Raw genomic sequence first — 24,084 nt, forward strand, 5'->3', positions numbered from 1 at the left:
TTTACGAGGCCGACCCCACCTGATCAATCGCTCCCCCGAATCGGCGGTCACGCCCTGCGTATTCGAGCAGACAGTCCCACAGCACTTCACGATCGAACGCAGGCCACGGCGTATCAATGAACATCATTTCCGAGTACGCCATCTGCCAGAGCAGGTAGTTGGAGATGCGCTTCTCCCCCGACGTGCGAATCATCAGGTCAACGTCAGGAACATCGGGCAGATACAGGTGATGGGCAAATGACTTTTCTGTCACGCCATCTGGGCGGAGCTTTCCCGCTGCGACCTGCCTAGCGATATCTCGCGCAGCATCAGCGATCTCTGCACGCCCGCCATAGTTCACGCACATGATGAGGTCCAGTGTGGAGTTATCTTTCGTGGCTTCGTCTGCCTTCAACAGGGCCTTCACGACGGACTTCCATAGGCGGGGTTCACGCCCACTCCAGCGCACGTGGACTCCCCAGTCATTCAGTTGATCGGTACGGCGAGCAAGAACGTCGGTCGCGTAATTCATGATGAAACGGACCTCTGCTGGGCTCCGCTTCCAGTTTTCCGTGGAGAACGTGTACACCGACAGGTAGCGGACTCCCGCATCAATGGCACCCGCGATCGTATCCATCAGCGCATATTCACCGGCGCGGTGTCCTTCGGTGCGCGCGAGGCCTCGTGAATTCGCCCAACGGCCGTTACCATCCATGATCAGCGCAACGTGCGCGGGCACTTCCCCAGTAGTAAATTCGGGAACAGGCTGATGCCACTGACCCGGCCCGGTCAGAGGCGCGCTGGGATCCCCACCGGCTCGATCCATCGGTGTCAGATTCGCTTCAGGTGCCATCAACTGTTCCTTTCAAGGACCCGCAATGAACGAATGCGATGTTCAACGTGCCATTGAGCATAGGCGTTGACAAGCCCGTATGCCTCAATGCGAGCGAAATCCGGCGAGTTATCGGCTCGGCCCCACTCTCCGGACAGCAGGTCCCCCATCAATTCCATTGCTTCGAAAGAGGGAGCTGACGCTCCGACGGGTCGGCAGTTTTCGCAGACGGCACCGCCTTCCTGAATGGAGAAAGCAGCGTGTGGCCCCTGGGCTCCGCACACGGCACAATCGAAGAACGAAGGTGCCCAGCCGGCTATCGCAAGCGCGCGGAGAATATACGATGCGAGCACCAGATTGGGGTCGTGACGCACGTGTGCAAGAGCGTAGAGAGCACCGATCAGCAGAAGATGTTGGGAGCGCACTCCATCATCAGAATCAGCAGTCAGTTTCTCTGCGATCTCGATCATGACACATGCGCGGGCATACAGCTCAAAATCTTTCGATAACGCGTCACCGTACTGGGTAATGACTTCAGCTTGGGTAATGATGTCGAGGTTCCTCCCGCGATGAAGTTGCACGTCAATCACGCCGAATGGTTCAAGACGCGCGCCCATCTTCGACGTTGTTCTGCGTATGCCCTTACCGACTGCGCGAACCAGACCGTTATTCGCGGTGAGCAGTGTGATGATCCTGTCGGCCTCCCCCAGTTTGTGGGTGCGAAGCACGATCGCTTCGTCTCGATACGTTCTCATCACGGTGAAATTGTCCCACTTCGGTGCATTAATGGCGCGTTATGTAATGCGGGGACGAGGCGACTGTCGAGTCCCTGGCTGAAATTGCAGAGAGAAAACGGCGACTGGAAAATGGCCGGGGCGGGAACGAAGTGGTCGTACCCGCCCCGTTTCTCCCCTGTATGTCAGCGCAAAGCCCTGTTCACCGCAGAAATAACTGCTTTATAGGTTGCGCGCGTAATCGACGAATCGATACCGACACCCCAGAGGATTTGGTCGTTGACGGCGGCTTCAACATAGGACGCTGCCTTCGCGTCACCGCCCTGGCTCATCGCATGTTCGGAATAGTCGAGGACGCGGACATCCACGTCAAACTGGCCGAGTGCCTTGACGAATGCTTCGATCGGACCGCCGGCGTGTGCCTTGACCTCGACGGGCTCACCCTGATCCGTCAGTGTCACCTTCAGATCAACCTGCTCGTCGGCGTTAGTCGTCACGTGAGAAGCTCCGAGTTCGAAGCGACCCCAGGCGGTGAGGTTCTTCGCTGCCGAGTTCGGCAGGTATTCATCGGCGAAGATCTGCCAGAGGGTATCGCCGTCGATCTCGCCACCGTAGGAGTCCGTGTGTCGCTGAACGATGCGAGAGAACTCGATCTGCAGACGACGTGGCAGTTCCAGATTGTGAGTGGTCGACATGAGGTAGGCGACGCCACCCTTGCCGGACTGCGAGTTCACGCGGACAACGGCCTCGTAGGAACGACCCACATCGTGCGGGTCGATCGGCAAGTAGGGCAACTCCCACACCACTGCATTTTCGTCACCGCCAGCTTCTCCAACTTTCTTCTTGCGGGCGACGAAGCCCTTCTTAATCGCATCCTGGTGCGATCCGGAGAAAGAAGTGTAGACGAGGTCACCCACGTAAGGTGCACGCGGTGACGTTTCCATCGACGTGCAGTATTCGACGGTCTGACGGATCTCATCGATATTCGTCAGGTCAACACCCGGGTCAATGCCTTGGCTGAACAGGTTGAGCCCCAGGGTCAACAGGTCAACGTTACCGGTGCGTTCACCCTGGCCGAGCAAGCAACCTTCCACGCGGTCTGCACCGGCGAGCAATGCCAATTCAGCCGCAGCAACGCCGGTTCCACGGTCATTGTGCGGGTGCACGCTGATCGCAATGTTGTCGCGACGGCTGAGGTTGCGTGCCATGTATTCGATCTGGTCGGCATAAACGTTCGGCGTTGCACGTTCAACGGTTGCTGGCAGGTTCAAGATGATTTCGCGGTCGTCTTCGGGCTGCCAAATATCCATAACGGATTCGCAGATTTCGAGAGCAAAGTCGAGTTCGGTATCCACGAAGATTTCGGGCGAGTATTCGAAGCCGAAGATCGTTTCATCGCCCAGACGCTTTTCTGCCTGCGCCACCACTTCGCGTGCACCAAAGACAGCCAAGTCGATCGTTTGTGCCTTGTCATTGCCGAAGACGAGCTCGCGGAACAGTGGCGACGTCGCGTTGTACAGGTGGACGGTCGCGCGCGGGAAACCGACGAGGGCATCAAGGGTGCGCTCGATGATTTCAGGGCGAGACTGGGTCAGAACCGAAATCGTCACATCGTCCGGCACGGCATCTTCGTCAATCAGGGATCGCACGAAATCAAAGTCAGTCTGCGATGCTGCGGGGAAACCGATTTCGATCTCCTTGTATCCGCGACTGACCAACAGGTCGAACATCTTGCGCTTACGAACCGGGTCCATCGGCTCAATCAGTGCCTGGTTACCGTCGCGCAGGTCCGTCGACATCCAGCGAGGTGCGTGAGTAATCCGATTCGAGGGCCACCTGCGGTCGTCCAGAACAACGGGGTTCGTGTCGAGGAACGGCTTGTACTTCGCAATCGGCATGTGCGAGCCAGCAGGAGTGGGGACGTTTCCAGTCGTCTTCATTGTGTTTCTTTCTTCGCTATCCTGATTCGCCCGGTTATCGGTGGGCGTCGGGTCGAAACACGTTGAGCCGTGGCGAGGTTTCGACCCTTTCAGGCCTCGTCACGGCAAAGAAGCAGGAGCATCCATTCTCGGCTCATGCCTCGTAGCGTATGACAGACGGGGGTAAGCGTACGCGTCCGCTTCGTTATGTGGACATTTTCGCCTTTCAGATCGCCAACCCAATCACGAGGCCGGCCACGCAATCAAGGGGAACGTGCCCTGGTTGTAGGCGTAGAACGCGTACTTTCGCGTTTCTTCAGCGCTATCGCCGAAGAATGAACGCGCGGGGGCGACCCTTCCCAGGCAAAGGCTTCCACATAGAAGATGAAACAGTGCAGAAGAGTGTAAAGATCGTCGCAGCAAGACCAATAATCGTCAAAGATGTTATGGCTCTATTGTCCCGAGCATCGTAGCAACGCGCGTTTAACCATTGGTCACACCGAGGTGATGGTTGTTCCCACTTCACCGCTCAGAGCTCTATCAGCATCCGCCAACGCGCAAATGACACCACGGCGAACCGTACCAGCCGGGGCCTTCGATACGAAGTCAACGATTGCTTCAACTTTGGGGCGCATGGAACCTTCAGCAAGTTCCCCCGACTCAATCAGAGCACGCCCTTCATCCAAAGAAATGTGGTGAAGCCAGTGTTGCATTGGTGTTCCCCACCCCGCAGCAACCGCCGGAACTGCAGTCAGAATAACCAGAGCAGAGGCTCCCAACTCATCAGCCATGAGAGCTGCGCTTCGATCCTTGTCGATAACCGCGTCCACGGCTTTCATTCCATAGTCGGTGCGAATAATTGGGATACCGCCACCGCCTGAAGCGATGACGATGAAGCCGGCGTTTGTCAGAGCTTGAACCGCCTCAATTTCAACGATCCGATGTGGCAATGGAGAGGCAACATACTTCCTAAATCCACGCCCAGCATCCTCGCGGTACACGGATCCGGGCTCTTCCTTCATCCGCTGTTCTGCCATTTCCCGAGTCAGAAACTGACCGATCGGTTTAGTCGGGTCAGCAAATGCTGGATCATTGGGATCGACTTCCACACGAGTCAGAAGAGCGACTACTTTGCCGGAATATCCGCGCCTCGCCCCAGCCTCGTCGATTGAACGCACCAGGTGCTCGCCGATGTAGCCTTGGCTCATCGCAACCATCTCTGGAAGATCAACGTCGGGCACACCGGGGTCAGCTGCAACGCCCAGTGAAAACGCACGCGTGATCTGACCAACCTGGGGTCCATTCCCGTGAGCGATCACAAGAGGGCCCGCATCAGCCAAACTCACCAAGACTGGCGCAGCCTGACGCAACAGGTGCAACTGATCGTCGGGTGTCTGCCCTAGAGCATTACCTCCTAGAGCAACAACCGTCGCGGAGCTAGAAGAGTAATCGCTCTTCATCTAGAACCCGAGACGTCCCAACATTTTCGGATCTGACTGCCAGTCTTTCGCCGTTCGCACATGCAGATCCAAATACACACGCGCTTTCAGCAAGTCCTCGATCAAAGGACGCGACTTTGAGCCAATCTCTTTCAGGCGTGATCCCTTCTTACCAATGATGATGGCCTTCTGAGAATCGCGTTCAACATAAACGTTGACGTGCACGTTCATGAGCGGTGGACGAGTATCACCCTGCCGTCGAGGCCTGGCAACGATCTCTTCAACCTGAACTGCAAGCGAGTGCGGAAGCTCATCACGGACCCCTTCAAGTGCAGCTTCGCGAATGAACTCCGCAATCAGAGTGTCACGCGATTCATCGGTCACATCCCCATCTGGGTAGAGCGGTGGGGAGAGCGGAACCGTCTTCGTCAGCACATCAAGCAACTGGTCAACGCCATTTCCGTCAAAAGCACTGACGGGAACGATCGCCGCGAAATCACCCATCTTGTCAATCGACAGCAGGTGTTTCATCAGGCGCTCTCGACTCACCAGATCGCACTTCGTCGCAACAGCAATAATCGGACGACGAACGTCCTTCAATTCGCGGGCAATGAACTTGTCGCCAGGACCAATACGCTGGTCAGCAGGCAAACAGAAGACGACGACATCAACTTCCGCGAGCGCCTCGCGAACCATGTCATTCAGGCGCTTACCCAAAAGCGTTCGCGGACGGTGATATCCGGGGGTATCAACTAAAACCAGCTGGCTCTTTTCACCGTGGACGATGCCACGAATATTGTGACGCGTCGTTTCAGGACGACCCGATGTGATCGCAATCTTCTGGCCGACAAGCGCGTTTGTCAGCGTTGATTTACCTACGTTCGGACGACCCACGATAGAGACAAATCCCGCGCGGAAGTCCTCCGGAAAGTCTGGGATCATCAGGCCGGTGCCCACGTTCGTTTCGTCGCGCAGAGCTTTCATTCCCTCAACGACAGCAAACACGTCTTCGGGGTCAATGTCACTTGCGTCGTCGAGATCGACGTCATCGAAGGCCTGGCTATCCGCGTCATCAACGTCATCGAACTCAGTGGTGTGCGCGACCTCGTCCCCCGATGCGCGTAGTTCGCCAGCATCAATATCACTGTCATCGACACACACTTCGTCGCTTTCGAACGCGTTCGGGCCTGCCATCAGCTCGTCGTCGCTGGGGAAATGCATTATGCGTCCTCACTGGTTTCTTCGGTCGATTCATCGCTCGCCACGAGTAGCGAACACACAATCGTACCAACTTGGCGACGGCGTCCTCGTGCTTCTTCGGCGAGCATGTGGATGCCTAATGCGTCACCCTGCGCCCCGGGAAGAGGGACGCGCCCCAATGCCTTTGCAAGCAAACCACCGACAGAGTCCACGTCGTCATCTTCAAGTTCAAGGTCGAAAAGCTCGCCAAGCTCGGTAATTGGATAGCGTGCAGGTACACGCCACGATCCGTCGTCACGTTGTTCGGGCTCAATAATTCCCTTGTCATGTTCGTCGGTGAGGTCACCGACGACTTCTTCAATGAGGTCCTCAAGGGTCACCAGCCCCGCTACTCCACCGTATTCATCGATGACGATCGCCATATGGAAGTGGTCTGCTTGCATCAGACGAAGCAGATCGTCTGCGGGCTTCATTTCGACGGTGAACTCGACCGGGCGCATCATCTGCTCTGCCACCTGGTCCATGTCCGCCCCGTAGGTCTGCAAGCGGGCAACAACATCCTTGAAGTAGAGGATGCCACGAATGTCATCGACATCGTCACCTTCAACAGGAATACGTGAAAAGCCCGAGCGGACAAACAGGCGCAAGGCCTTATGAGCGGGAAGATCCGCCGGGGCGGTCACCATTTCAGTTCTGGGAACCATCACTTCGCGGACAAGCGTATGCCCCAGGTCCAGAACGGACCGCAACATTGCGCGATCTTCGTCTTCAAGTCCTTCGGTTTCACCCACCTGGTCGACCATTTCACGCAGGTCATTTGCCATTTCGGCGCGCGCTTCGGCTTCCGTCAGGCCAGATGCGGGAAGACGCCCACGGATGGCTTCAACAAGAGGGTCGAGGAATCTTGTCAAAGTAACAAGGGAGGAGACCAACGGTGCTCCCGACAGAGCAATCTTCTCTGGACTGCGCTGTCCCCAACGGGAGGGAGCAAGCGAAATGAAGACGAAATGGACGAAGGTGATCGCTAGTAAAGCAACGAGAGCTGTCGCCCACCACGCCAACGACATCGCAGAAAACGCAAGCGTCAATGAGACGGCAACAATCACTTGGAAAAACGTGCGAAAACCACGCAAAACAAGCGTCGCCCGCCTGCGATGGTTCAGCAGAGCCAACAGTGCGGAAGCATTCTGGCGTTCTTCTTCAACCAGATCCGTTGCACGCGCAATCGACATACGAGAAAACGCAACCTCGATCGACTGAAGCATCGCAGCTAAGAAAAGCCCGACAACCGCGATGATGATCAGAGCAGGAAGAGGAAGTGAGGTGGTGGAAGAGGTCATCGAGTTGCCAGGAAAGTCAGCAGTAGCTTGCGTTGCAGGTCAAACATGACTTTCTTTTCATCTTCTTCTGCATGATCGTAGCCGAGCAGATGCAACATGCCGTGGGTGGCCAGCATCAGCATTTCTTCAACCATCGCGTGACCGGCTTCAAGTGCCTGTTTCTGGGCGACCTGCGGGCAAATGCAGATATCACCAAGCGTTCCCGACGGAGTCGGGTTGTCGGCACTTCCCGGGCGGAGCTCGTCCATCGGGAAGCTCATCACGTCGGTCGGTCCAGGAAGATCAAGCCAGCGCAAATGCAGGTCTTCCATCGGCTCTGGATTGATGAACAGAATGTTCAGTTCAACGTCGGTGGCAACGTGCATCTGCGTCAGCACGTGGTCAGCAAGAGCTGCGAATTCGCTCCCGTCAATGACGAAATCAGTTTCGTTGATGACTTCAGTCATCGGTTCCTCCTCGGTAGTGACCAGTGCGTGATCGATCAGATGACAGCCTGCCCGTCCGAACTGCGCGTGAGCGCGAAACATTCGTACGTGTTCGCCCAGATATGGAGCGTTGAGCGATCAGGCGGTCTTCCCAACGCTCGTAGGCGTCTATGATTACTCCGACCAGCTGATGACGCACTACGTCTGCGCTGGTCAGGTAGCAGAATTCAATTCCGTCGATGTCACTCAGGATCTTCGAGATGACCGCAAGACCGGATTGACCAGCACCCGGTAAATCCACCTGAGACGCGTCGCCAGTGACAACAATCTGAGAGTTGAATCCGAGCCTCGTCAAAAACATTTTCATCTGGTTCGGCGTCGTATTCTGCGCCTCATCCAAGATGATGAAGGAGTCGTTCAGCGTGCGACCGCGCATGTACGCCAGAGGGGCGACTTCGATTGTGCCCGCAGCCATGAGTTTCGGCAGGACCTCGGGATCGAGCATGTCTTTCAGCGCATCGTAGAGCGGACGCAGATACGGGTCGATCTTGTCGGTCAGGGAACCGGGCAGGAAACCGAGGTTCTCCCCCGCTTCCACCGCAGGACGGGTCAGCACAATGCGCTTGACCTGCCCGGAAAGCAGACGTTGCACGCCGGCTGCCATCGCAAGATAGGTTTTACCCGTACCCGCCGGGCCGAGTCCGAAGACTATCGTCGACCGATCAATCGCATCAACATAGGCCTTCTGACCAGCAGACTTCGGGCGGATAGAACGACCACGGACGGAAAGAATTTCGTCGGAAACAGCGGGCGTTGCGAATGTTCGGGTCAGCAGTGAGATGGCGTGCTCGACTGCCTGCGCATCCAGTGGCTGCCCCTTCTTCGCCAAAGAAATCAGTTCTTCGATCAAGTCGCCGGCAACACCAAGATCCGTAGAAAAGCCGGTGAGCGAAATATCGCGGCCGATGACGTGGAAGTTCACGCGCGGGAAACCGTGTTCCAGAGCGCGCAACACCTGATCTGATGTACCAAGCAGCATCAGAGGATCAAGGTCAGCAGGGATTGAAATGTGACGGGTTGATGCGACAATTCGCGCAACGTCAGGGTCTGTCACTGATGCTCCCTTTCTTTCTTCGTATTCCACAGTCTAGCGACTTCACGTCATACTTATCCCATGAGTGCGTGCGATCCCCTTCTGGCTAACCTACCGCGCCTGCCTATCGCCAACGCTTTGGATCGCATTGCACCTTCAATCAAGCCAGGTCATGCCCTAGTTCTTTCTTCTCCGCCTGGCTCCGGTAAGACGACTTTGCTTCCTCCTCTTCTTGAAGCGATCCTCGATACTCGTGTGATCGTGTGTGCGCCACGCCAGATCGCGGTGCGTAGTGCTGCTCGCCGTCTTGCTTGGCTCCTCGGCGAAAAGGTGGGTGACACGTCCGGATATCGAGTACGAGGCGACGTCAAGGTCTCCGACCGTACTCGGGTCGAATTTGTCACGCCCGGTATTATGCTTCGTCGCCTACAGGGCGATCCGGAGCTTGAAGGCGTTGGCGCCGTGGTCATCGATGAGTTCCACGAGCGCCATCTTGAAACGGATCTGTCACTTGCGTTCATCGTGGACACGATGAGCGTCCTACGCCCAGATCTTCACCTGACTCTCACATCAGCAACTTTGAATGCTGATCGTTTGGCTTCGTTCCTTGGCGGCGTCCTCAATGAGGTCAACGTTGTTGATGTTCCCGGAGCACTGCATCCGATCACGACGCATTGGATGGCGCCGTCTACCCAACCTCTTGCAACGACAAGTAGCGGGAATGTGGTGGTCGCGCGTGAGTTCATCTCGCACATCGCGTCAGTCACGCGCCAAGCGGTCAGCCAGACCAATTCCGACATCCTCGTTTTCGTGCCCGGCACCAAAGAAATCGACGAGGCCGCCCAGGCTTTAGGAGGGTTCGGCCTCCACGAAGTTGGCGGGGTCATGATGGATGTGCGGGGCCTGCACGGGCACCTCGCTCCCGGACAGCAAGACGCGATTCTGAGCGTCGACGATAGTCAGAAAGTCCGACGGATCATTATTACAACGTCGATCGCAGAGTCGTCTTTGACCGTGCCGAGCATTGGATGTGTTGTGGATTCTGGTCTTGCACGCGTTCCGTCGTATGACGTTCAACGCGATGCAGGTTCATTGATAACAGTTCCAGCGCCTCGCGCGAGTTGTGATCAGCGTGCTGGGCGCTCTGCCAGACTCGGGCCGGGCACGGTGTATCGCTGCTTTGATCAGGTGAGTTTCGCGCGCAGACCCGACCAGATCACCCCGGAAATCCTGTCGACGGATCTTGCAGACGCTGAGCTTCAAGCGCGTTGCTGGACCAGTGGTGGTTTGGATGCGTTGGCGCTTATTGACCCAGCCCCGCCTGGAGCATTAAAGCGTGCCCACGAGCGCCTCCACGCCGCAGACCTTGTGGACGACAATTATTCTCCGACGACACTTGGTCGTCGCGTTGCTCGAATGCCTGTTTCCCCTTTCCTCGGGAAGGCTTTGATTGCCGCTTCACCACTGATCGGGAGTAAACGCGCCGCATACTTTGTCGCTCTTCTCGGTGAGAATCCTCGAGTTGGCAACGGTGACCTGGCACATTTTGCTCGACGATTGAAGGCGGGGCACGCCGATATTGCCCGTCGGGTACGTCAGTCTTCACAGCGCCTCGAACACTGGGCGGATCCCCATTCCGACCCCGGTAGGCTCTCTGACGAAGAGGCGATTGGCCTCGTTGCTGGGCTTGCTCACCCAACGTGGATTGCTCGCGCGCGAGGTGGACAAAGCGGAACCTATCTTTTTGCTGACGGGCAGGGAGCTTCCCTCCCACCTTCGTCTCCACTGGCGGGAAGCGATTGGCTGGCAATCACGGATGTGACGCGCAGTGTCGGCCGAGCCGATGGTCTCATTCGAGCGGCTGTTCCGATTAGCGCCGAAGACGCACTATCCCTAGGACACTCACTCATCACGGAGCGCACGGACTGCACGCTCAGCGGTGGAAGAATCCGCGCAACCGCAACCACAATGCTTGGCGTCATTGCACTTGGGCAACCACGCAATGTGAAGCCCAGCCCTGAGGATGTCATGCGCCTACTCACCAATGAGTTCACCACCCACGGTCTTTCAATGCTGAAGTGGACTGAGTCTGCGACACATATGCGCGCTCGTCTCTCAGCGTTGCACGCGGTAGCGCCCGATATGTGGCCCGACGTGAGCGATGATGCGCTGATTGCCGACGCTGACTCGTGGTGTGCTCCCTTCATTTCCGCGTTGGCAGAGGGCGAATCGATCGCCAGGATTGACACTGCGTCGCTCATCAGGAGCTTGATCCCTTGGCGGCATGCGGGTTCTTTCGACGAGTGGGCTCCCGCCGACATTAAGATTCCCACCGGAGAGCGAAGGAAAATCGACTGGTCAACTGGCACTCCAACGGTGACACTGCGGGTACAGGAAGCCTTCGGTTGGACTGTAACGCCCACCTTCGCCAACGGGCGTCTTCCCCTTCTTATTCACTTGACGGACCCCGCGGGCAGACCCACTGCCGTCACATCAGACCTCGCAAGTTTTTGGGCAGGGCCTTACCAGCAGGTGCGATCCCAGCTACGGGGTCGTTATCCCAAGCATCTATGGCCTGAAGACCCGATGAGCGCGAAGCCGACATCGCGCGCGAAACCTCGTCGATAATTCCCACTCAAGGTGCTCAACGAGGCGCAGGCATGACTCGCACCACCACATGGTGAAATCAGGATTGAAAACCGTCGTAGCAGTCGTTGAATAGGCCGATCATGAACGCACTGCGCATCCTTTCCTTTTCACGTGCGTGACTCAACAGTGAGCTGATCTTCTTTAAGGAAAAACATGAACGACATACGCTGAAGAATTCGCCCCTACGTGTCGTTGGCGGTGGCAAGGCTGGCAAGTCCAGTATCGAGTTCCAGCAGGTCATCAATGGTTTGAGGACGCATGATCCAACGCGCCTGACCGCTTTCAACAGCAATGACACCCGGTTTGGTCAACATATTGTAGTTCGATGCCATCGAATAACCGTAGGCACCGGTCACCGGGATAACGAGAAGGTCCCCGGCGTGCACATCACTCGGAAGATCAACATCCCAGACGATAACGTCGCCGCTCTCGCAGTGCTTGCCCACGATTCGCGAGCGCACTGGTTCGACATCGGAAACACGATTCGCGAGCGTCGCCGTGTAGCGTGCCCCGTATAAAGCCGGTCGAATATTGTCAGCCATCCCCCCATCGACCGCGATGTAGCGACGCTTCAGGCCATCTCCTAGGGTCGCGTCTTTTACGGCCCCAACGCGATAGAGGCTCACCATCGCGGGTCCAACAACCGAACGCCCAGGCTCAACTGAAACGTGCGGAACGGGGAAGTCCAGCTCAGCGCACGCGTCACGCACTGCACCCGCAATTGCGCGCGCTATCTCAATAGGCGAAGTCGGTGTTTCGTCATCACCCGTGTAGGCAACGCCAGCCCCACCGCCAAGATCAATATCGGGAATTGTCAGGCCGGTACGCTCCTGGATCTGCTTCGCCAGCCGGCAGATAATCGTAGCCGCTTCAACGAATGCGTCAATGCCGATGATCTGCGAGCCGATATGCGAGTGCAGGCCTCGCAACTCAAGATGATCCGAGGAGGCAATCGAGTCAACGACCTCGTCAAGCTGACCATCGAAGGCACCAACGCCGAACTTCTGATCCTCGTGCCCGGTGGAAATGTATTCGTTTCCGCCCGCACGCACACCCGTCTTCACGCGCACCATGACACGTGCGACGACGCCCAGCTTCTGAGCGATGCGTTCGAGCTGGCCGACTTCGTAGAGGGAATCGATGAAGATTCGCTCGATACCTTCTTTGTTGCCTGCCAACAGCGCACGTTCGATTTCGCTATCAAGCTTGTTGTTCCCGTGCAACCCCACTTTGGCGGGGTTTACGCCGGAGCGCAACACCATTGTCAGCTCGCCGAGGGAAGCCGTATCGACTCCCATCCCTGCGTCCGTGACGACACGGACTACGTCGGATGAAAGGAATGCCTTGCCGGCGTAGAAGGCGTCACCGCCATTCATTCCGTAGCCGTCCCAGAATTCTTCGGCCATCGCGGTCGCCCAGACATTCGCGCGTCCAGCAAGATCAGCGCGATCGAGGACAAACGCGGGCGTGGCAAAGCCATCGGCAAGGTCCGTCAAAGAAACTCCACCGATTTCTAGAACACCATTGTCAAGGCGCTTGGCCGACCAAGGCCACATGTCGGGCCGTTGATCGGGCTCTGGGCAAATCAGGTCCCCGATGGGGCGGGCGTCAAACGATGCTGGCGCTTCCCCCACGTCACATCCGTTCCGGAGCAGCGACGCCCAACAGGCCAAGGCCGGTACGCAGAACCTGCGCCACGGCATCATTCAGCCAGAGGCGGGCAACGTGACCCGCATCGACTGGATCATCTCCACGAGGAGTGACGCGGCACTGGCCGTACCACGTGTGGTATGTAGCAGCGAGAGCCTCGAGGTAGCGGGCGACACGGTGCGGTTCACGTAGCTCAGCAGCCTGGGCGACCTGGGCAGGGAACTGGGCAAGCACACCCAGAAGATCCGAATCCGCCTGCGTATCGAGAGCTGAGGGCTCGAATCCAGCTTCGCGCGTCACGCCGTGTTCGGCGGCATTGCGCGCAACGTTACGAGTACGAGCATGTGCGTATTGGACGTAGTAGACGGGGTTTTCATTCGTGTGCGATGACAGCAGGTCAAGGTCGATGTCGAGGTTGGAGTCCATCGAAACGCGGACCAGCGAGTAGCGGGCCGCATCGACACCCACAGCATCAACAAGGTCATCAAGAGTCACGATCGTGCCCGCACGCTTCGACATACGAACCGGCTTGCCATCCTTCACCAAGTTCACCATCTGACCGATGAGGATCTGCATGTTCTCACCCGGCTTATCACCGAAGGCTTCACACATTGCCATCATGCGACCGATGTAACCGTGGTGGTCAGCACCGAGCAGGTAGATTGCGACGTCTGCGCCACGCTGACGCTTATCCAAGTAGTAGGCAACGTCTCCAGCGAAGTAGGCGGCCTGACCATCCGATTTAATGAGGACACGATCCTTGTCGTCACCGTACTTGGTAGTGCGCAACCACACGGCGCCATCTTGGTCGAAGACCTCTCCGCGTTCGCGCAGGGTTTCAATCGCACGAGCGACTGCCCCTGATTCGTGGAGAGAGTCTTCGTGGAAGAAGACATCGAACTCAGAACGGAAGTCAGATAAGCGCTGTTTGATCTCGCCGAACATCAGCTCTACGCCACGAGCGCGGAAGACTTCAACAGCCTCTTCAGTTTCGAGGGTGACAGGATCAGGCTGAGCGGCCGTAGCCGCATCGGCACGCACCTGGGCAGCAATATCGGCGATGTACTGGCCACCGTAGCCGTCTTCAGGTGCTTCTTGACCCATTGCACGGGCATAGAGGGAACGCGCGAAGCGATCAATCTGCGAACCGTGATCGTTGAAGTAGTACTCGCGGGTTACCTGTGCACCCGCTGCAACCATCAGACGAGCAAGCGAGTCACCGACAGCTGCCCAGCGAGCACCGCCAAGGTGAACCGGACCGGTCGGGTTTGCGGACACGTATTCGAGGTTCACGTGCTTGCCAGCAAGCTTGTCTCCGGTGCCATAGGCATCGCCAGCTTCGAGGATCGTTCGAGCAAGTTCACCAGCAGATGCGGCACCGAGCCGAATGTTAATAAAGCCCGGTCCTGCGATCTCGGCCTCGTCGATTCCCTCAACTGAGACAAGAGCGGAAGTGAGAAGCTGCGCGAAGTCACGAGGCGCCATGCCGGCCTTCTTACCCAGTTGCATCGCGATATTGGTTGCCCAATCGCCATGGTCGCGGTTGCGCGGACGCTCAACCTTCACAGGGTCGGGAACGTCTTCAGCATTCAGGGTAAGCGAACCATTATCGATAGCAGCGATGATGGCCTGACGAATAACAAGTGCAAGTTCTTCTGGAGTCACGCCTTCTAGGGTAGTTGTTTTCGTCCCCGATTAGCTACGCGCACCGAGGTGAAATAGGACGAGTTGAAAGCAAATCTGCAGGTCAGGAACGGAATCGTTACCGGTAACGTATCCGTAAATGATTTAAAAACAACCCAACAGCCATTAAATGACTCAATCAAGCCATTTTTTCGTCACCAAATTGTGACCTGACAATCTTTTAAAAATGTGGACGCAAACACCTTCATCGTCCTATGCTCACTATCACCGGAAACGTTACCGACGGAGATAACAATTCTTCAGACGTAGCCCCCCGCTATCGCATCAACTTGACGCACTTCAGGTAGCGTCACGAACTCGAAGCGTCCAAAGGAGGACACCTGCGATGTCGAAGTTCATGAAGGTCGCCGCAGCATCCGTTGCAGCAGCCGCCGCCCTTTCTACTCTGGCAGCTTGCTCGTCAGGTTCAGATTCAGCCGATGACACCACCGGCTCCGTCTACTACCTGAACTTCAAGCCTGAATCCGATGCCACCTGGCAGGAAATCGCCAAGGCGTACACCGAGGAAACCGGCGTCGAGGTCAAGGTCGTCACGGCAGCTTCCGGCACCTACGAACAGACCCTCAAGTCTGAAATCGCCAAGTCAGACGCTCCGACCCTGTTCCAGATCAACGGCCCCATCGGCCTGAAGAACTGGCAGGACTATACCGCCGACCTGACCGACACCGACTTCAACAAGGCTCTCCTTGACCCATCAATGGCAGTCAAGGGTGAAGATGGCAAGGTCTACGGCGTTCCTTACGTCGTCGAAGGCTATGGCATCATCTACAACCAGTCCATCATGGACAAGTACTTCGCCCTCTCCGGCGCGAAGGCTTCCTCGATGGAAGAAATCAACAACTTCGCCACGCTGAAGACTGTTGTTGAGGACATGCAGGCCCGCAAGGACGAGCTCGGCATCGACGGCGTCTTTGCTTCAACCTCACTCAAGCCCGGTGAAGACTGGCGCTGGCAGACGCACCTCGCCGACCTTCCCGTCTACTTCGAGTACCAGGACGACGGCGTGGACGACAAGGCAGAAATGACCTTCTCGCACGGCAATGAGTTCAAGAACATCTTCGATCTCTACCTGCAGAATTCCACCATTGATCCGAAGCTCGCTTCCTCCAAGGCAGTCAACGACTCCATGGCTGAGTTCGCCCTCGGCAAGGCCGCTATGGTTCAGAATGGCAACTGGGCATACGGCCAGATTTCTGACATCGAAGGCAACACTGTCAAGCCTGAAGATGTCAAGATGCTCCCGATCTACACCGGACACAAGGGCGAAGAAACCCAGGGCTTGAACATCGGCACTGAGAACTTCTTCTCGATCAACTCTCAGGTTTCCGAGGCCAAGCAGAAGGCTTCGATCGACTTCGTCAACTGGTTGATCAACTCCGAAAAGGGCAAGAAGTACATGGTCGAAGACCTCGGCTTCATCCCGCCGTTCAACACCTTCACCGATGCTGAGCAGCCGGCCGATCCGTTAGCAAAGGAAGTTGTTTCCTACCTGTCCAACACCGAGCTGACCACGATTCCGTGGGTCTTCACCACCTTCCCGAGCCAGACCTTCAAGGATGACTTCGGTGCCGCCCTGTCGCAGTACGCAGCAGGCCAGATGGATTGGGACAAGGTCGTCGAAACCTTCACCACCGGATGGGCAGCTGAAAAGGGCGCCTGAGCTTAACGCTCCGCACTAATCTGCCGAATACGGGTGTGCGGGAACCAACCGGGTCCCGCACACCCGCCTTCGCATAGTTCAAGGAAGAACTTTTCATGATTAAAGCTCTTAAGAAATTTGGGTTGCTCTTCGTCGGACCCACATTCCTTGCGTACACGCTGGCGTTCCTTGCCCCGTTCGCAATCGGTTTGTACCTGTCCTTCGCGAAGTTCACGACCGTCACCAACGCGACGTTTGTCGGCGTTCAGAACTACATTGATGCATTCAGCGACAAGCAGGGCTTCGTTACCGCTCTGATCTTCACCGCCGCCATCACAATTGTTTCCATCATTACGGTCAACGTGTTTGCATTCGCAATCGCCTACGCACTGACCCGCAAGCTCAAGGGTACGAACTTCTTCCGTACCGTCTTCTTCATGCCGAACCTGATCGGCGGCATCGTCTTGGGCTACACCTGGCAGACAATTCTGAACGCACTCTTGCTGCACTGGCAAACCACGCTGGTCACCAATGCCACCTACGGCTTCGTCGGTTTGATCATCCTGATCAACTGGCAGATGGTCGGCTACATGATGATCATCTACATCGCCGGTCTTCAGGGTGTTCCGAAGGAACTCATTGAAGCAGCTGAAATCGATGGCGCAGGAAAGTGGACGATTCTTCGTAACGTGACCATCCCGATGGTCATGCCGTCGATCACCATCTGCTTGTTCCTGACGCTTTCCAACTCGTTCAAGCTCTACGACCAGAACCTCGCATTGACGAACGGCCAACCGCTCGACATGACCGAGATGGTTGCTCTGAACATCGTTAACACATTCTACTCGCGCGTCGGTTTCGAGGGCGTTGGTCAAGCCAAGGCCGTGATCTTCTTCCTCATCGTTTCCGTGATCGCATTCATTCAGTTGCGCGCAACCCGTAGCAAGGAGGTCGAAGCGTGAGCACAAAGGCTGCCCCCATCGTTGCCACGGAAGAACGCTCTAACCCCGTCGGCAAGGCGATTCTCTACATCGTTTTGATCGCACTGACTCTGGTGTTCCTTGGCCCCCTGTTCTTCATCTTGATGAACTCGTTCAAGGGCCGTCTGTTCATCTCTGATAACCCGTTTGCTCTGCCACTGGGCGATTACTTCGCCGGTATTCAGAACTACGTGACGGGCCTCGAGCAGACCGGGTTCTTGGCCGCCGCAGGCTGGTCATTCTTCATCACGATCGGTTCTTTGATTCTGATCGTCTTCTTCTGCGCGATGACCGCGTACTACATTACGCGTGTGAAGACGTGGTGGACGAACCTGCTTTACCTCTTCTTCGTCTTCTCGATGATCGTTCCTTTCCAGATGGTCATGTTCCCGACCGTCAAGATCGCTGACATATTGCACCTCGACAACCCAATCGGCATGATCCTGCTGTACCTGGGCTTTGGTGCTCCCCTGTCGGTCTTCATCATCTCCGGCTTCGTGAAGTCAATTCCTCTGGAGATTGAAGAAGCCTCCATGATTGATGGGTGCGGTCCGGTTCAGAACTACTTCCGCATCGTTATGCCGATGCTGAAGCCCGTAATGATCACCGTCGCGATCCTCAACGCGATGTGGGTCTGGAACGACTACCTTCTGCCCTACTTGGTTATTGGCCTGTCGACCCCGTACAAGACGATCCCTGTTGTTGTTCAGCAGCTGGTCGGCTCGCGCGGTTCAAACGACATGGGCGCGTTGATGGCAATGCTCGTTCTTGCGATCATTCCGATCATCATCTTCTACCTGTCCAGCCAGAAGCACATCATTGAAGGCGTCGTCGCCGGCGCAGTCAAGGGCTGAACATACTCATGACGGACTCGCCCCTTATCTGAAGATGCGTCGCACCACACTTGGTGTGACACGGCCCATGATAAGGGGCGAGCACCGTTTAACCCCCGTTTTCTAGAGAGCGAAACGAAGGCGATCATGCGAGCCTCGAATTCCCGCCCCACGATTAAAGACATCGCCAAAGTCGCCGGTGTTGGTGTGGTGACAGTGTCTCGTGCACTCAATAACAAGCCCGATATCTCCGACTCCACTCGCGAACGCATTGTGGCGCTCGCCGATCAGATGGGATATCGCCCCAACCGTCACGCTCGCTTCCTCAAGCTCTCTCACAATCCTGCGATTGCCCTGATCATCAAGGGTATCGATAATCCGTTCTTCCAACAGGTTCTCGATCCATTGGAAGCTATCGTCCGTGAAAAGAACTATCTTCTGACCGTCGTGAAGGTCCCCCACTGGGCTGACGAAGTCGAAGAGGCCACGAAGATCGTTGATGAAGAACTGATGGCGGGAGCTATTTTCCTTGGCGGCTCTTTCCGCCACGAAGCATCCGTCTTCAAGAAGTTCAACGTGCCTTTCGTGCTTTCCACGGTGTCACGTCTGCCCAAGGTTGATGATTCGGCGTATTCGTCTGTAGCCGTTGATGACCAAGAAGAAGCTACCCGCGCTGTCCAACACCTGATTGACTTGGGGCATACAACGATTGCCACCCTTGGCGTTCCCGAAGGGGATGCTTCTGTTGGCGCCCAGCGCATCACCGGCTATCGACAGGCTCTTTCAAATGCCGGTATTCCGCTTGATGACGATCTGATTCGCTTCGAAACACGCGAGCAGATGAACCCCTACACCTACGAACACGGATATCACTTGGCGAAGCGCCTGCTTCAAGAGCGTCCCGATGTGACCGCGATTTTTGCCATCGCGGATGTTCTCGCGATTGGTGCAATGCGCGCAATTCGCGAAGCGGGTTTGTCGATTCCTGATGACATGTCCATCATTGGTTTCGACGGTATTACGATCGGCCAGTTTGTCGAACCTGAACTGACGACTGTCGTTCAGCCTCCCCTTGAGATCGCTCGCCTGACCTGCGATGTCTTATTCGAGCAGATCAATGATTCCGCACCGGTCCGCCACGTCTTTGTTCCCGCCACGATTCATGCTGGTGGCACGACTGCTCCCCTGGTTCAGAGCGGAGAAGCCAAGTGAGCTCACGTTTTGGGCCTGATTCGCCAATCGCTCAGGTGCTGTCGTGGATTGCGGCGCTTGTGATGGCGAACGTTGTCGGTTTGCTCATTTCGCTACCCGTCGTCACTTTCGGTGTGGGTCTTGGTGTGATGACCCTGGTTTCGTTGCGTTTGATTGCTTCCGAGTCCACGGCGATTGCCCCGGCCGTCGCTCAGGTTATCCGCAAGGCAGCGTTGCCCGCGATTCTCCTTGCACTTATTGAAGGTCTTCTTTTCTCCCTACTGTTGTGGGAGTGGTCTGTGACGACGCATCTTGCTTCCCACTCAATGGCATTGATCGTTCGTGCGCTGATTGTGTTTGTGGTGCTGATTGCAGCGTTTACGCACGTGTGGGTCTGGCCGATGTTTGCTCACCGTTTGGCATACAGGGGACGCGTAAGCGTCAAAGATCTTCCGCGTTTGGCCAGCGCTGCGCTTTTGGCATCCGCGGCGAAGCTTCATCGGACTCTGTTGGCGTTGCTCGTTGTGGCTGGACCGCTTGTGCTGGCATCAATTTCACTGCCGTGGGCTATCCGTTTGCTTTTCTGGTTCGTCGTCTTCGGGATTGCCTTCGCCCAGTACGTCTGCGTGCTCGCTACCTACCCCGTGCTCTCCACCGATCAGGTTGACGAGGCTTCGAGCGAATCTTGATCCCTGGTCACGCTGGTCTAGCGTTGCTTTGGCGTGTTCATGCTTTTCATTCTTGAGTGACATCTCAATAAAAACGCGTTAGGGTTCCGGTATGCCGAAACTTGATTCTACGGAGATGCAGTCGCATGCTCCAGGCACGTCAAAGACCCATCACCCGTCGCTTGCGACACTGCTGGGTCCTGCATTCGTTGCGGCAATCGCCTACGTGGACCCTGGGAATGTTGCAGCAAACATTACCGCCGGCGCACGCTACAGCTACCTGCTGGTATGGGTTCTTCTAGCATCCAACCTTGCAGCAATGCTCATTCAATACTTGAGCGCAAAGCTGGGCCTAGTCACGCGACTTTCACTGCCCGCTCTTCTCGGCACACGTTTGAAAAAACGCGCACGCATTGGCTACTGGCTTCAAGCAGAAGTCGTTGCAGCCGCAACTGACTTAGCGGAAGTCATCGGCGGAGCTCTAGCACTTCACCTCCTTTTCGGGCTCCCGCTTCTTACTGGCGGAATCATTGTCGGTGTCGTTTCAACATTGTTGTTAACCCTGCAAGGTAGCGGGACACAAAAGATCTTTGAACGCGTCATCATCGGCCTTTTGGTCATCATCACAATCGGATTCCTTGCAGGACTGGCCATTGCTCCGCCAGACGGCCCGTCAGTTGTGGCCGGCCTCGTCCCCCGATTTGCTGGCACGGACTCGGTTCTCGTCGCAGCGTCCATGCTTGGCGCAACCGTGATGCCACACGCGATTTACCTGCATTCCTCGCTGGTGAACGACCACGACGAAAAAGCTCCTCGCGCGGACCTGAAACATTACTTGCGAGCAACCCGGATTGATATCGTGTGGGCACTCGGATTGGCGGGAATCGTCAACATCGGTCTGCTTCTTCTCGCAGCATCCGCACTATCAGGGGTCAGCGGAACAGACACCATTGAAGGTGCTCACACTGCAATCGCCAGTGCACTTGGACCGGTCGTTGCCATGATCTTCGCCGTTGGTCTCCTCGCGTCAGGCCTAGCATCGACATCCGTTGGCGCATACGCCGGTTCAGAAATCATGGCCGGATTGCTTCACATTCGGATCCCGCTGATTGTGCGACGACTGATCACGCTAATCCCCGCCCTCATCATCCTCGGCATAGGGGCAGAACCGACGTGGGCATTGGTCGTCTCCCAAGTCATCCTGTCCTTCGGCATTCCCTTCGCGATTCTTCCTTTGATCCGCTACACGCGCCAGCCTTCGATTATGGGCGAGCACTCGAATGCGACGATCACGCAGGTTTGTGGAACTCTGATTGCCGTCGCAATCGTGGCACTCAACATTTTCCTTGTGGCGCTGACCTTAGCTCCCTACTTCGGATTCGACATCTAGGGGCAGGCCCAACTGAGCTACTTGCCCTGTGACAACGCGAATGGGGTCCCTCGGAAAACCGAGGGACCCCATTCTATTGAGTTTCAGCGTCTAACGACACCACTCACTTTCGATGCGCTTCGTCGTAATCATCCATTTCGGAAATACGACGCTGGTGACGTTCATCTTCAGAGAACGGGGTTTCGAGGAAGGCATCGATGAATGCCAGGCACTCTTCGACGGTGTGCTGACGCGCACCAACAGAGACGACGTTCGCATTGTTGTGCTCGCGGGCAAGACGTGCGGTCGAATCATTCCACACCAGCGCAGCGCGCACACCCTTCACACGGTTCGCGGCCATCTGCTCACCATTTCCGGAGCCACCGATAACGACACCCAGAGAACCGGCATCTGCAACCACTGCTTCTGCTGCTTCAATGCAGAACGGCGGGTAGTCGTCCAGTGAGTCGTACTCATGGGCACCGTGGTCAACAACGTCGTAACCTTTTTCCTTGAGGTGCTCGACGACCTTTTCCTTCAGCTCGTAGCCAGCGTGGTCTGTTCCAATATGAACGCGCATTGTGTCCCTTCCTTGGGTATCAGCGAATCAACTCCCCTAGTATGACACTCCTCACCCCTCAGCGTCACCAGGGCGTTCGCCTATGCACGAAAGTGAAGCAGTCAAGCACCATTCTTCACCCACCATCAACCTTTGCTAGACTCAATGCGTTAAGCCCCGATAGCTCAGTGGATAGAGCGTTCGCCTCCGGAGCGAAAGGTCGCAGGTTCGAATCCTGTTCGGGGCACTTTTTGTGCCCAATCACATCTGGACGAACATTCAGGGCAAAGTGTTCACAATCATCAAAAACGGACATCTTCGGCAAGATACTGCGGTTTCACGTTAGGCTGAAACGGTACGCACGAATATGTGCCTGTCCCTAGTAATCGACGACAAGGATCCCGATGACCTTCCAATGGTGGTCTCTTCTGCCGTTCGTAGCAATGCTTGCATCCATTGCACTCTTCCCGATCATCCCCGCCACACACAAGTGGTGGGAACGTAACTCCAGCCAGCTTCTGGTTGCCCTCGTTCTAGGCCTACCCACGCTGGCATTCATGGTGTACATGATCGGAAATGAAGCGCTGATTGACGTCGGTGTTGAATACGTTCAGTTCATTGCTCTGCTTCTTTCGCTCTTCATCATCTCCGGCGGTATCCACCTTGAAGGTGATATTCGCGCAACCCCGAAGAACAACACAGTTTTCTTGGCTATCGGTGGCGCGCTTGCCTCTTTCATCGGAACGACAGGCGCCGCAATGCTCCTGATTCGCCCTCTTCTTGCGACGAATAAAGAACGTACCCACCGCGTACATACCGTGCTGTTTACAATCTTCATCGTTGCTAACTGCGGTGGCATACTGACACCTCTCGGCGACCCGCCACTATTCCTAGGCTTCTTGAACGGTGTCCCCTTCACCTGGACATTCCAGCTGTGGAAGGAATGGTTGTTCGTACTTGTGCTGATGCTCGGTATGTACTACTCGCTCGACCGTCTGCTTTACTCGTCGGAGCCTCAAGCGCAAATCGTCAGGGACGATACCCAGATCACCCCACTGCGCCTGCGCGGTGCTTTCAACCTGGTTCTTTTCGCCATTGTCATCGTCGCCGTTGCCAAGATCCCCTCGTGGAACGCTCACGAGATCATTGAAGGCCACGCGCATGGAGCAGACCTGGTGCCGTGGCGCGAGATCGTCATGCTCAGCGCCGCAACAATCTCTTACTTTGCGGGCTCTAAGAAGATCCGCTACGAGGACAATGCCTTTACGTGGGCCCCAATCCTTGAGGTTGCAGCCCTGTTCATCGGCATCTTCTCGACGATGGCTCCGGCATTGCGCTTCTTGGAGCAGGTTGCACCGCACCTCCCCCTGAACCGCGTTACCTTCTTTATCTTCACGGGCGGCCTGTCCTCGATCTTGGATAACGCCCCGACCTACATGACTTTCTTCGAAATGGCGAAGTCGCTGGGTGGCGATGGAACCCTGATCGCGGGTGTCCCCGAGTACTACTTGGTCCCGATTTCGTTGGGTGCAGTCTTCTGCGGGGCATTGACGTACATCGGCAATGGTCCGAACTTCATGGTCAAGTCAGTTGCTGACGCCGATGGCGTCGATATGCCGTCCTTCGGCGGATACGTTGTGAAAGCGTTCCAAGACTTGCTTCCGACATTGGTTGCCATGGCTTTAATCTTCGTTGCCGAATCCATGATCGCTCATCTCGCAGGTTGGGTACTGGCAGCGCTCCTCGTCGCTCAGATGGTGTGGCGAGTAAAGCTCGCCAACGACGTGGAAGCTGGAAAGCGTGAACCCGTAATCACTCACCACCACGTTGTGGCTGACCGATAACCTTTCAGCTTGAAAGACAATTCGGGGTGTGCGCCGC

The 24,084-nt window shown here is 56.3% G+C and carries 19 protein-coding genes and 1 tRNA gene; 9 read left to right on the forward strand and 11 right to left on the reverse strand.

All coding sequences use genetic code 11. The annotated features are described in order from the left end of the window. Nucleotide 1 precedes the first annotated feature (1 nt). The 8 genes from QP381_RS03775 to QP381_RS03810 form a co-directional block, all read right to left on the reverse strand. Nucleotides 2-832, reverse strand: a complete 831-nt coding sequence (locus tag QP381_RS03775; RefSeq protein ID WP_006681745.1) for an isoprenyl transferase — start codon at nucleotides 830-832, stop codon at nucleotides 2-4. Continuing rightward, a complete protein-coding gene (gene recO, locus QP381_RS03780; protein WP_040318689.1) occupies nucleotides 832-1,566 on the reverse strand; it encodes a DNA repair protein RecO in 735 nt (244 codons plus the stop codon). The genes QP381_RS03775 and recO overlap by 1 nt, the downstream gene beginning before the upstream one ends. A gap of 164 nt (nucleotides 1,567-1,730) precedes the next feature. Continuing rightward, entirely contained in the window at nucleotides 1,731-3,485 is a 1,755-nt protein-coding gene (gene leuA, locus QP381_RS03785) for a 2-isopropylmalate synthase (protein WP_006681747.1), read from the reverse strand. A gap of 473 nt (nucleotides 3,486-3,958) precedes the next feature. Beyond that, nucleotides 3,959-4,924: an amino acid kinase family protein gene (locus QP381_RS03790; RefSeq protein WP_006681748.1), complete on the reverse strand. Its 966-nt coding sequence runs from the start codon at nucleotides 4,922-4,924 to the stop codon at nucleotides 3,959-3,961. Beyond that, the gene (era, locus tag QP381_RS03795) at nucleotides 4,925-6,124 is read right to left on the reverse strand and encodes a GTPase Era (protein WP_006681749.1); all 1,200 of its coding nucleotides are present in this window, start codon (nucleotides 6,122-6,124) and stop codon (nucleotides 4,925-4,927) included. Continuing rightward, on the reverse strand, nucleotides 6,124-7,443 hold the full coding sequence (locus tag QP381_RS03800; RefSeq protein WP_103633531.1) for a hemolysin family protein: 1,320 nt from the start codon (nucleotides 7,441-7,443) through the stop codon (nucleotides 6,124-6,126). The genes era and QP381_RS03800 overlap by 1 nt, the downstream gene beginning before the upstream one ends. Beyond that, complete coding sequence (ybeY, locus tag QP381_RS03805; RefSeq protein ID WP_006681751.1) at nucleotides 7,440-7,889, reverse strand: rRNA maturation RNase YbeY; 450 nt, start codon at nucleotides 7,887-7,889, stop codon at nucleotides 7,440-7,442. Before ybeY ends, QP381_RS03800 begins: the two co-directional genes overlap by 4 nt. Next, nucleotides 7,882-8,907, reverse strand: a complete 1,026-nt coding sequence (locus QP381_RS03810; RefSeq protein ID WP_285067873.1) for a PhoH family protein — start codon at nucleotides 8,905-8,907, stop codon at nucleotides 7,882-7,884. The genes ybeY and QP381_RS03810 overlap by 8 nt, the downstream gene beginning before the upstream one ends. A 135-nt stretch (nucleotides 8,908-9,042) precedes the next feature. Between QP381_RS03810 and hrpB the strand changes: the two genes are divergently transcribed. After that, nucleotides 9,043-11,589: an ATP-dependent helicase HrpB gene (gene hrpB / locus QP381_RS03815; protein WP_285067859.1), complete on the forward strand. Its 2,547-nt coding sequence runs from the start codon at nucleotides 9,043-9,045 to the stop codon at nucleotides 11,587-11,589. 203 nt (nucleotides 11,590-11,792) lie between these two features. On the opposite strand, the gene lysA is transcribed toward hrpB, so the two are convergent. Continuing rightward, the gene (gene lysA, locus QP381_RS03820; RefSeq protein ID WP_243440796.1) at nucleotides 11,793-13,166 is read right to left on the reverse strand and encodes a diaminopimelate decarboxylase; all 1,374 of its coding nucleotides are present in this window, start codon (nucleotides 13,164-13,166) and stop codon (nucleotides 11,793-11,795) included. Between the two features lie 79 nt (nucleotides 13,167-13,245). Then, nucleotides 13,246-14,925, reverse strand: coding sequence for an arginine--tRNA ligase (gene argS, locus QP381_RS03825; RefSeq protein WP_006681755.1), 1,680 nt, complete (start codon nucleotides 14,923-14,925; stop codon nucleotides 13,246-13,248). A 364-nt stretch (nucleotides 14,926-15,289) separates the two neighbouring features. Here argS and QP381_RS03830 point away from each other — a divergent pair, with 364 nt between their 5' ends. The 6 genes from QP381_RS03830 to QP381_RS03855 all read left to right on the forward strand — a co-directional run bounded on the left by QP381_RS03830 (nucleotide 15,290) and on the right by QP381_RS03855 (nucleotide 21,665). Next, entirely contained in the window at nucleotides 15,290-16,624 is a 1,335-nt protein-coding gene (locus QP381_RS03830) for an ABC transporter substrate-binding protein (RefSeq protein WP_006681756.1), read from the forward strand. Nucleotides 16,625-16,719: 95 nt separating this feature from the next. Next, entirely contained in the window at nucleotides 16,720-17,565 is an 846-nt protein-coding gene (locus QP381_RS03835) for a carbohydrate ABC transporter permease (protein ID WP_006681757.1), read from the forward strand. Beyond that, nucleotides 17,562-18,437 carry a carbohydrate ABC transporter permease gene (locus QP381_RS03840; protein ID WP_006681758.1) on the forward strand — a complete coding sequence of 292 codons (876 nt, stop codon included), beginning with the start codon at nucleotides 17,562-17,564 and terminating at the stop codon, nucleotides 18,435-18,437. The genes QP381_RS03835 and QP381_RS03840 overlap by 4 nt, the downstream gene beginning before the upstream one ends. Before the next feature lie 126 nt (nucleotides 18,438-18,563). Next, nucleotides 18,564-19,628: a LacI family DNA-binding transcriptional regulator gene (locus tag QP381_RS03845; RefSeq protein WP_285067860.1), complete on the forward strand. Its 1,065-nt coding sequence runs from the start codon at nucleotides 18,564-18,566 to the stop codon at nucleotides 19,626-19,628. Further along, the gene (locus QP381_RS03850; RefSeq protein ID WP_219585743.1) at nucleotides 19,625-20,296 is read left to right on the forward strand and encodes a hypothetical protein; all 672 of its coding nucleotides are present in this window, start codon (nucleotides 19,625-19,627) and stop codon (nucleotides 20,294-20,296) included. Before QP381_RS03845 ends, QP381_RS03850 begins: the two co-directional genes overlap by 4 nt. A gap of 115 nt (nucleotides 20,297-20,411) precedes the next feature. Further along, nucleotides 20,412-21,665, forward strand: a complete 1,254-nt coding sequence (locus tag QP381_RS03855) for an Nramp family divalent metal transporter (protein ID WP_219585858.1) — start codon at nucleotides 20,412-20,414, stop codon at nucleotides 21,663-21,665. 103 nt (nucleotides 21,666-21,768) lie between these two features. Here QP381_RS03855 and QP381_RS03860 read toward each other — a convergent pair whose 3' ends face one another. Next, nucleotides 21,769-22,224, reverse strand: a complete 456-nt coding sequence (locus tag QP381_RS03860; RefSeq protein WP_006681762.1) for a ribose-5-phosphate isomerase — start codon at nucleotides 22,222-22,224, stop codon at nucleotides 21,769-21,771. A gap of 153 nt (nucleotides 22,225-22,377) precedes the next feature. Between QP381_RS03860 and QP381_RS03865 the strand changes: the two genes are divergently transcribed. Then, nucleotides 22,378-22,450: transfer RNA gene (locus QP381_RS03865), tRNA-Arg, on the forward strand. Nucleotides 22,451-22,607: 157 nt separating this feature from the next. Next, entirely contained in the window at nucleotides 22,608-24,047 is a 1,440-nt protein-coding gene (locus tag QP381_RS03870; RefSeq protein ID WP_006681763.1) for a sodium:proton antiporter, read from the forward strand. Nucleotides 24,048-24,084 lie beyond the last annotated feature (37 nt).

Source organism: Pauljensenia sp. UMB6358 (assembly GCF_030216865.1).
GTDB classification, from domain to species: domain Bacteria; phylum Actinomycetota; class Actinomycetes; order Actinomycetales; family Actinomycetaceae; genus Pauljensenia; species Pauljensenia turicensis_A.

Bases quoted from the DNA above. Each gene is read 5' to 3' on its own strand.
- QP381_RS03790 (WP_006681748.1), bottom strand. From the start codon at position 4,924: ATGAAGAGCGATTACTCTTCTAGCTCCGCGACGGTTGTTGCTCTAGGA.
- lysA (WP_243440796.1), bottom strand. From the start codon at position 13,166: ATGTGGCCTTGGTCGGCCAAGCGCCTTGACAATGGTGTTCTAGAAATC.
- era (WP_006681749.1), bottom strand. From the start codon at position 6,124: ATGCATTTCCCCAGCGACGACGAGCTGATGGCAGGCCCGAACGCGTTC.
- QP381_RS03845 (WP_285067860.1), top strand. From the start codon at position 18,564: ATGCGAGCCTCGAATTCCCGCCCCACGATTAAAGACATCGCCAAAGTC.
- QP381_RS03860 (WP_006681762.1), bottom strand. From the start codon at position 22,224: ATGCGCGTTCATATTGGAACAGACCACGCTGGCTACGAGCTGAAGGAA.
- hrpB (WP_285067859.1), top strand. From the start codon at position 9,043: ATGAGTGCGTGCGATCCCCTTCTGGCTAACCTACCGCGCCTGCCTATC.
- QP381_RS03835 (WP_006681757.1), top strand. From the start codon at position 16,720: ATGATTAAAGCTCTTAAGAAATTTGGGTTGCTCTTCGTCGGACCCACA.
- leuA (WP_006681747.1), bottom strand. From the start codon at position 3,485: ATGAAGACGACTGGAAACGTCCCCACTCCTGCTGGCTCGCACATGCCG.
- QP381_RS03870 (WP_006681763.1), top strand. From the start codon at position 22,608: ATGACCTTCCAATGGTGGTCTCTTCTGCCGTTCGTAGCAATGCTTGCA.
- QP381_RS03775 (WP_006681745.1), bottom strand. From the start codon at position 832: ATGGCACCTGAAGCGAATCTGACACCGATGGATCGAGCCGGTGGGGAT.
- QP381_RS03855 (WP_219585858.1), top strand. From the start codon at position 20,412: ATGCAGTCGCATGCTCCAGGCACGTCAAAGACCCATCACCCGTCGCTT.
- QP381_RS03810 (WP_285067873.1), bottom strand. From the start codon at position 8,907: ATGCTGCTTGGTACATCAGATCAGGTGTTGCGCGCTCTGGAACACGGT.
- recO (WP_040318689.1), bottom strand. From the start codon at position 1,566: ATGAGAACGTATCGAGACGAAGCGATCGTGCTTCGCACCCACAAACTG.
- QP381_RS03800 (WP_103633531.1), bottom strand. From the start codon at position 7,443: ATGACCTCTTCCACCACCTCACTTCCTCTTCCTGCTCTGATCATCATC.
- QP381_RS03830 (WP_006681756.1), top strand. From the start codon at position 15,290: ATGTCGAAGTTCATGAAGGTCGCCGCAGCATCCGTTGCAGCAGCCGCC.
- ybeY (WP_006681751.1), bottom strand. From the start codon at position 7,889: ATGACTGAAGTCATCAACGAAACTGATTTCGTCATTGACGGGAGCGAA.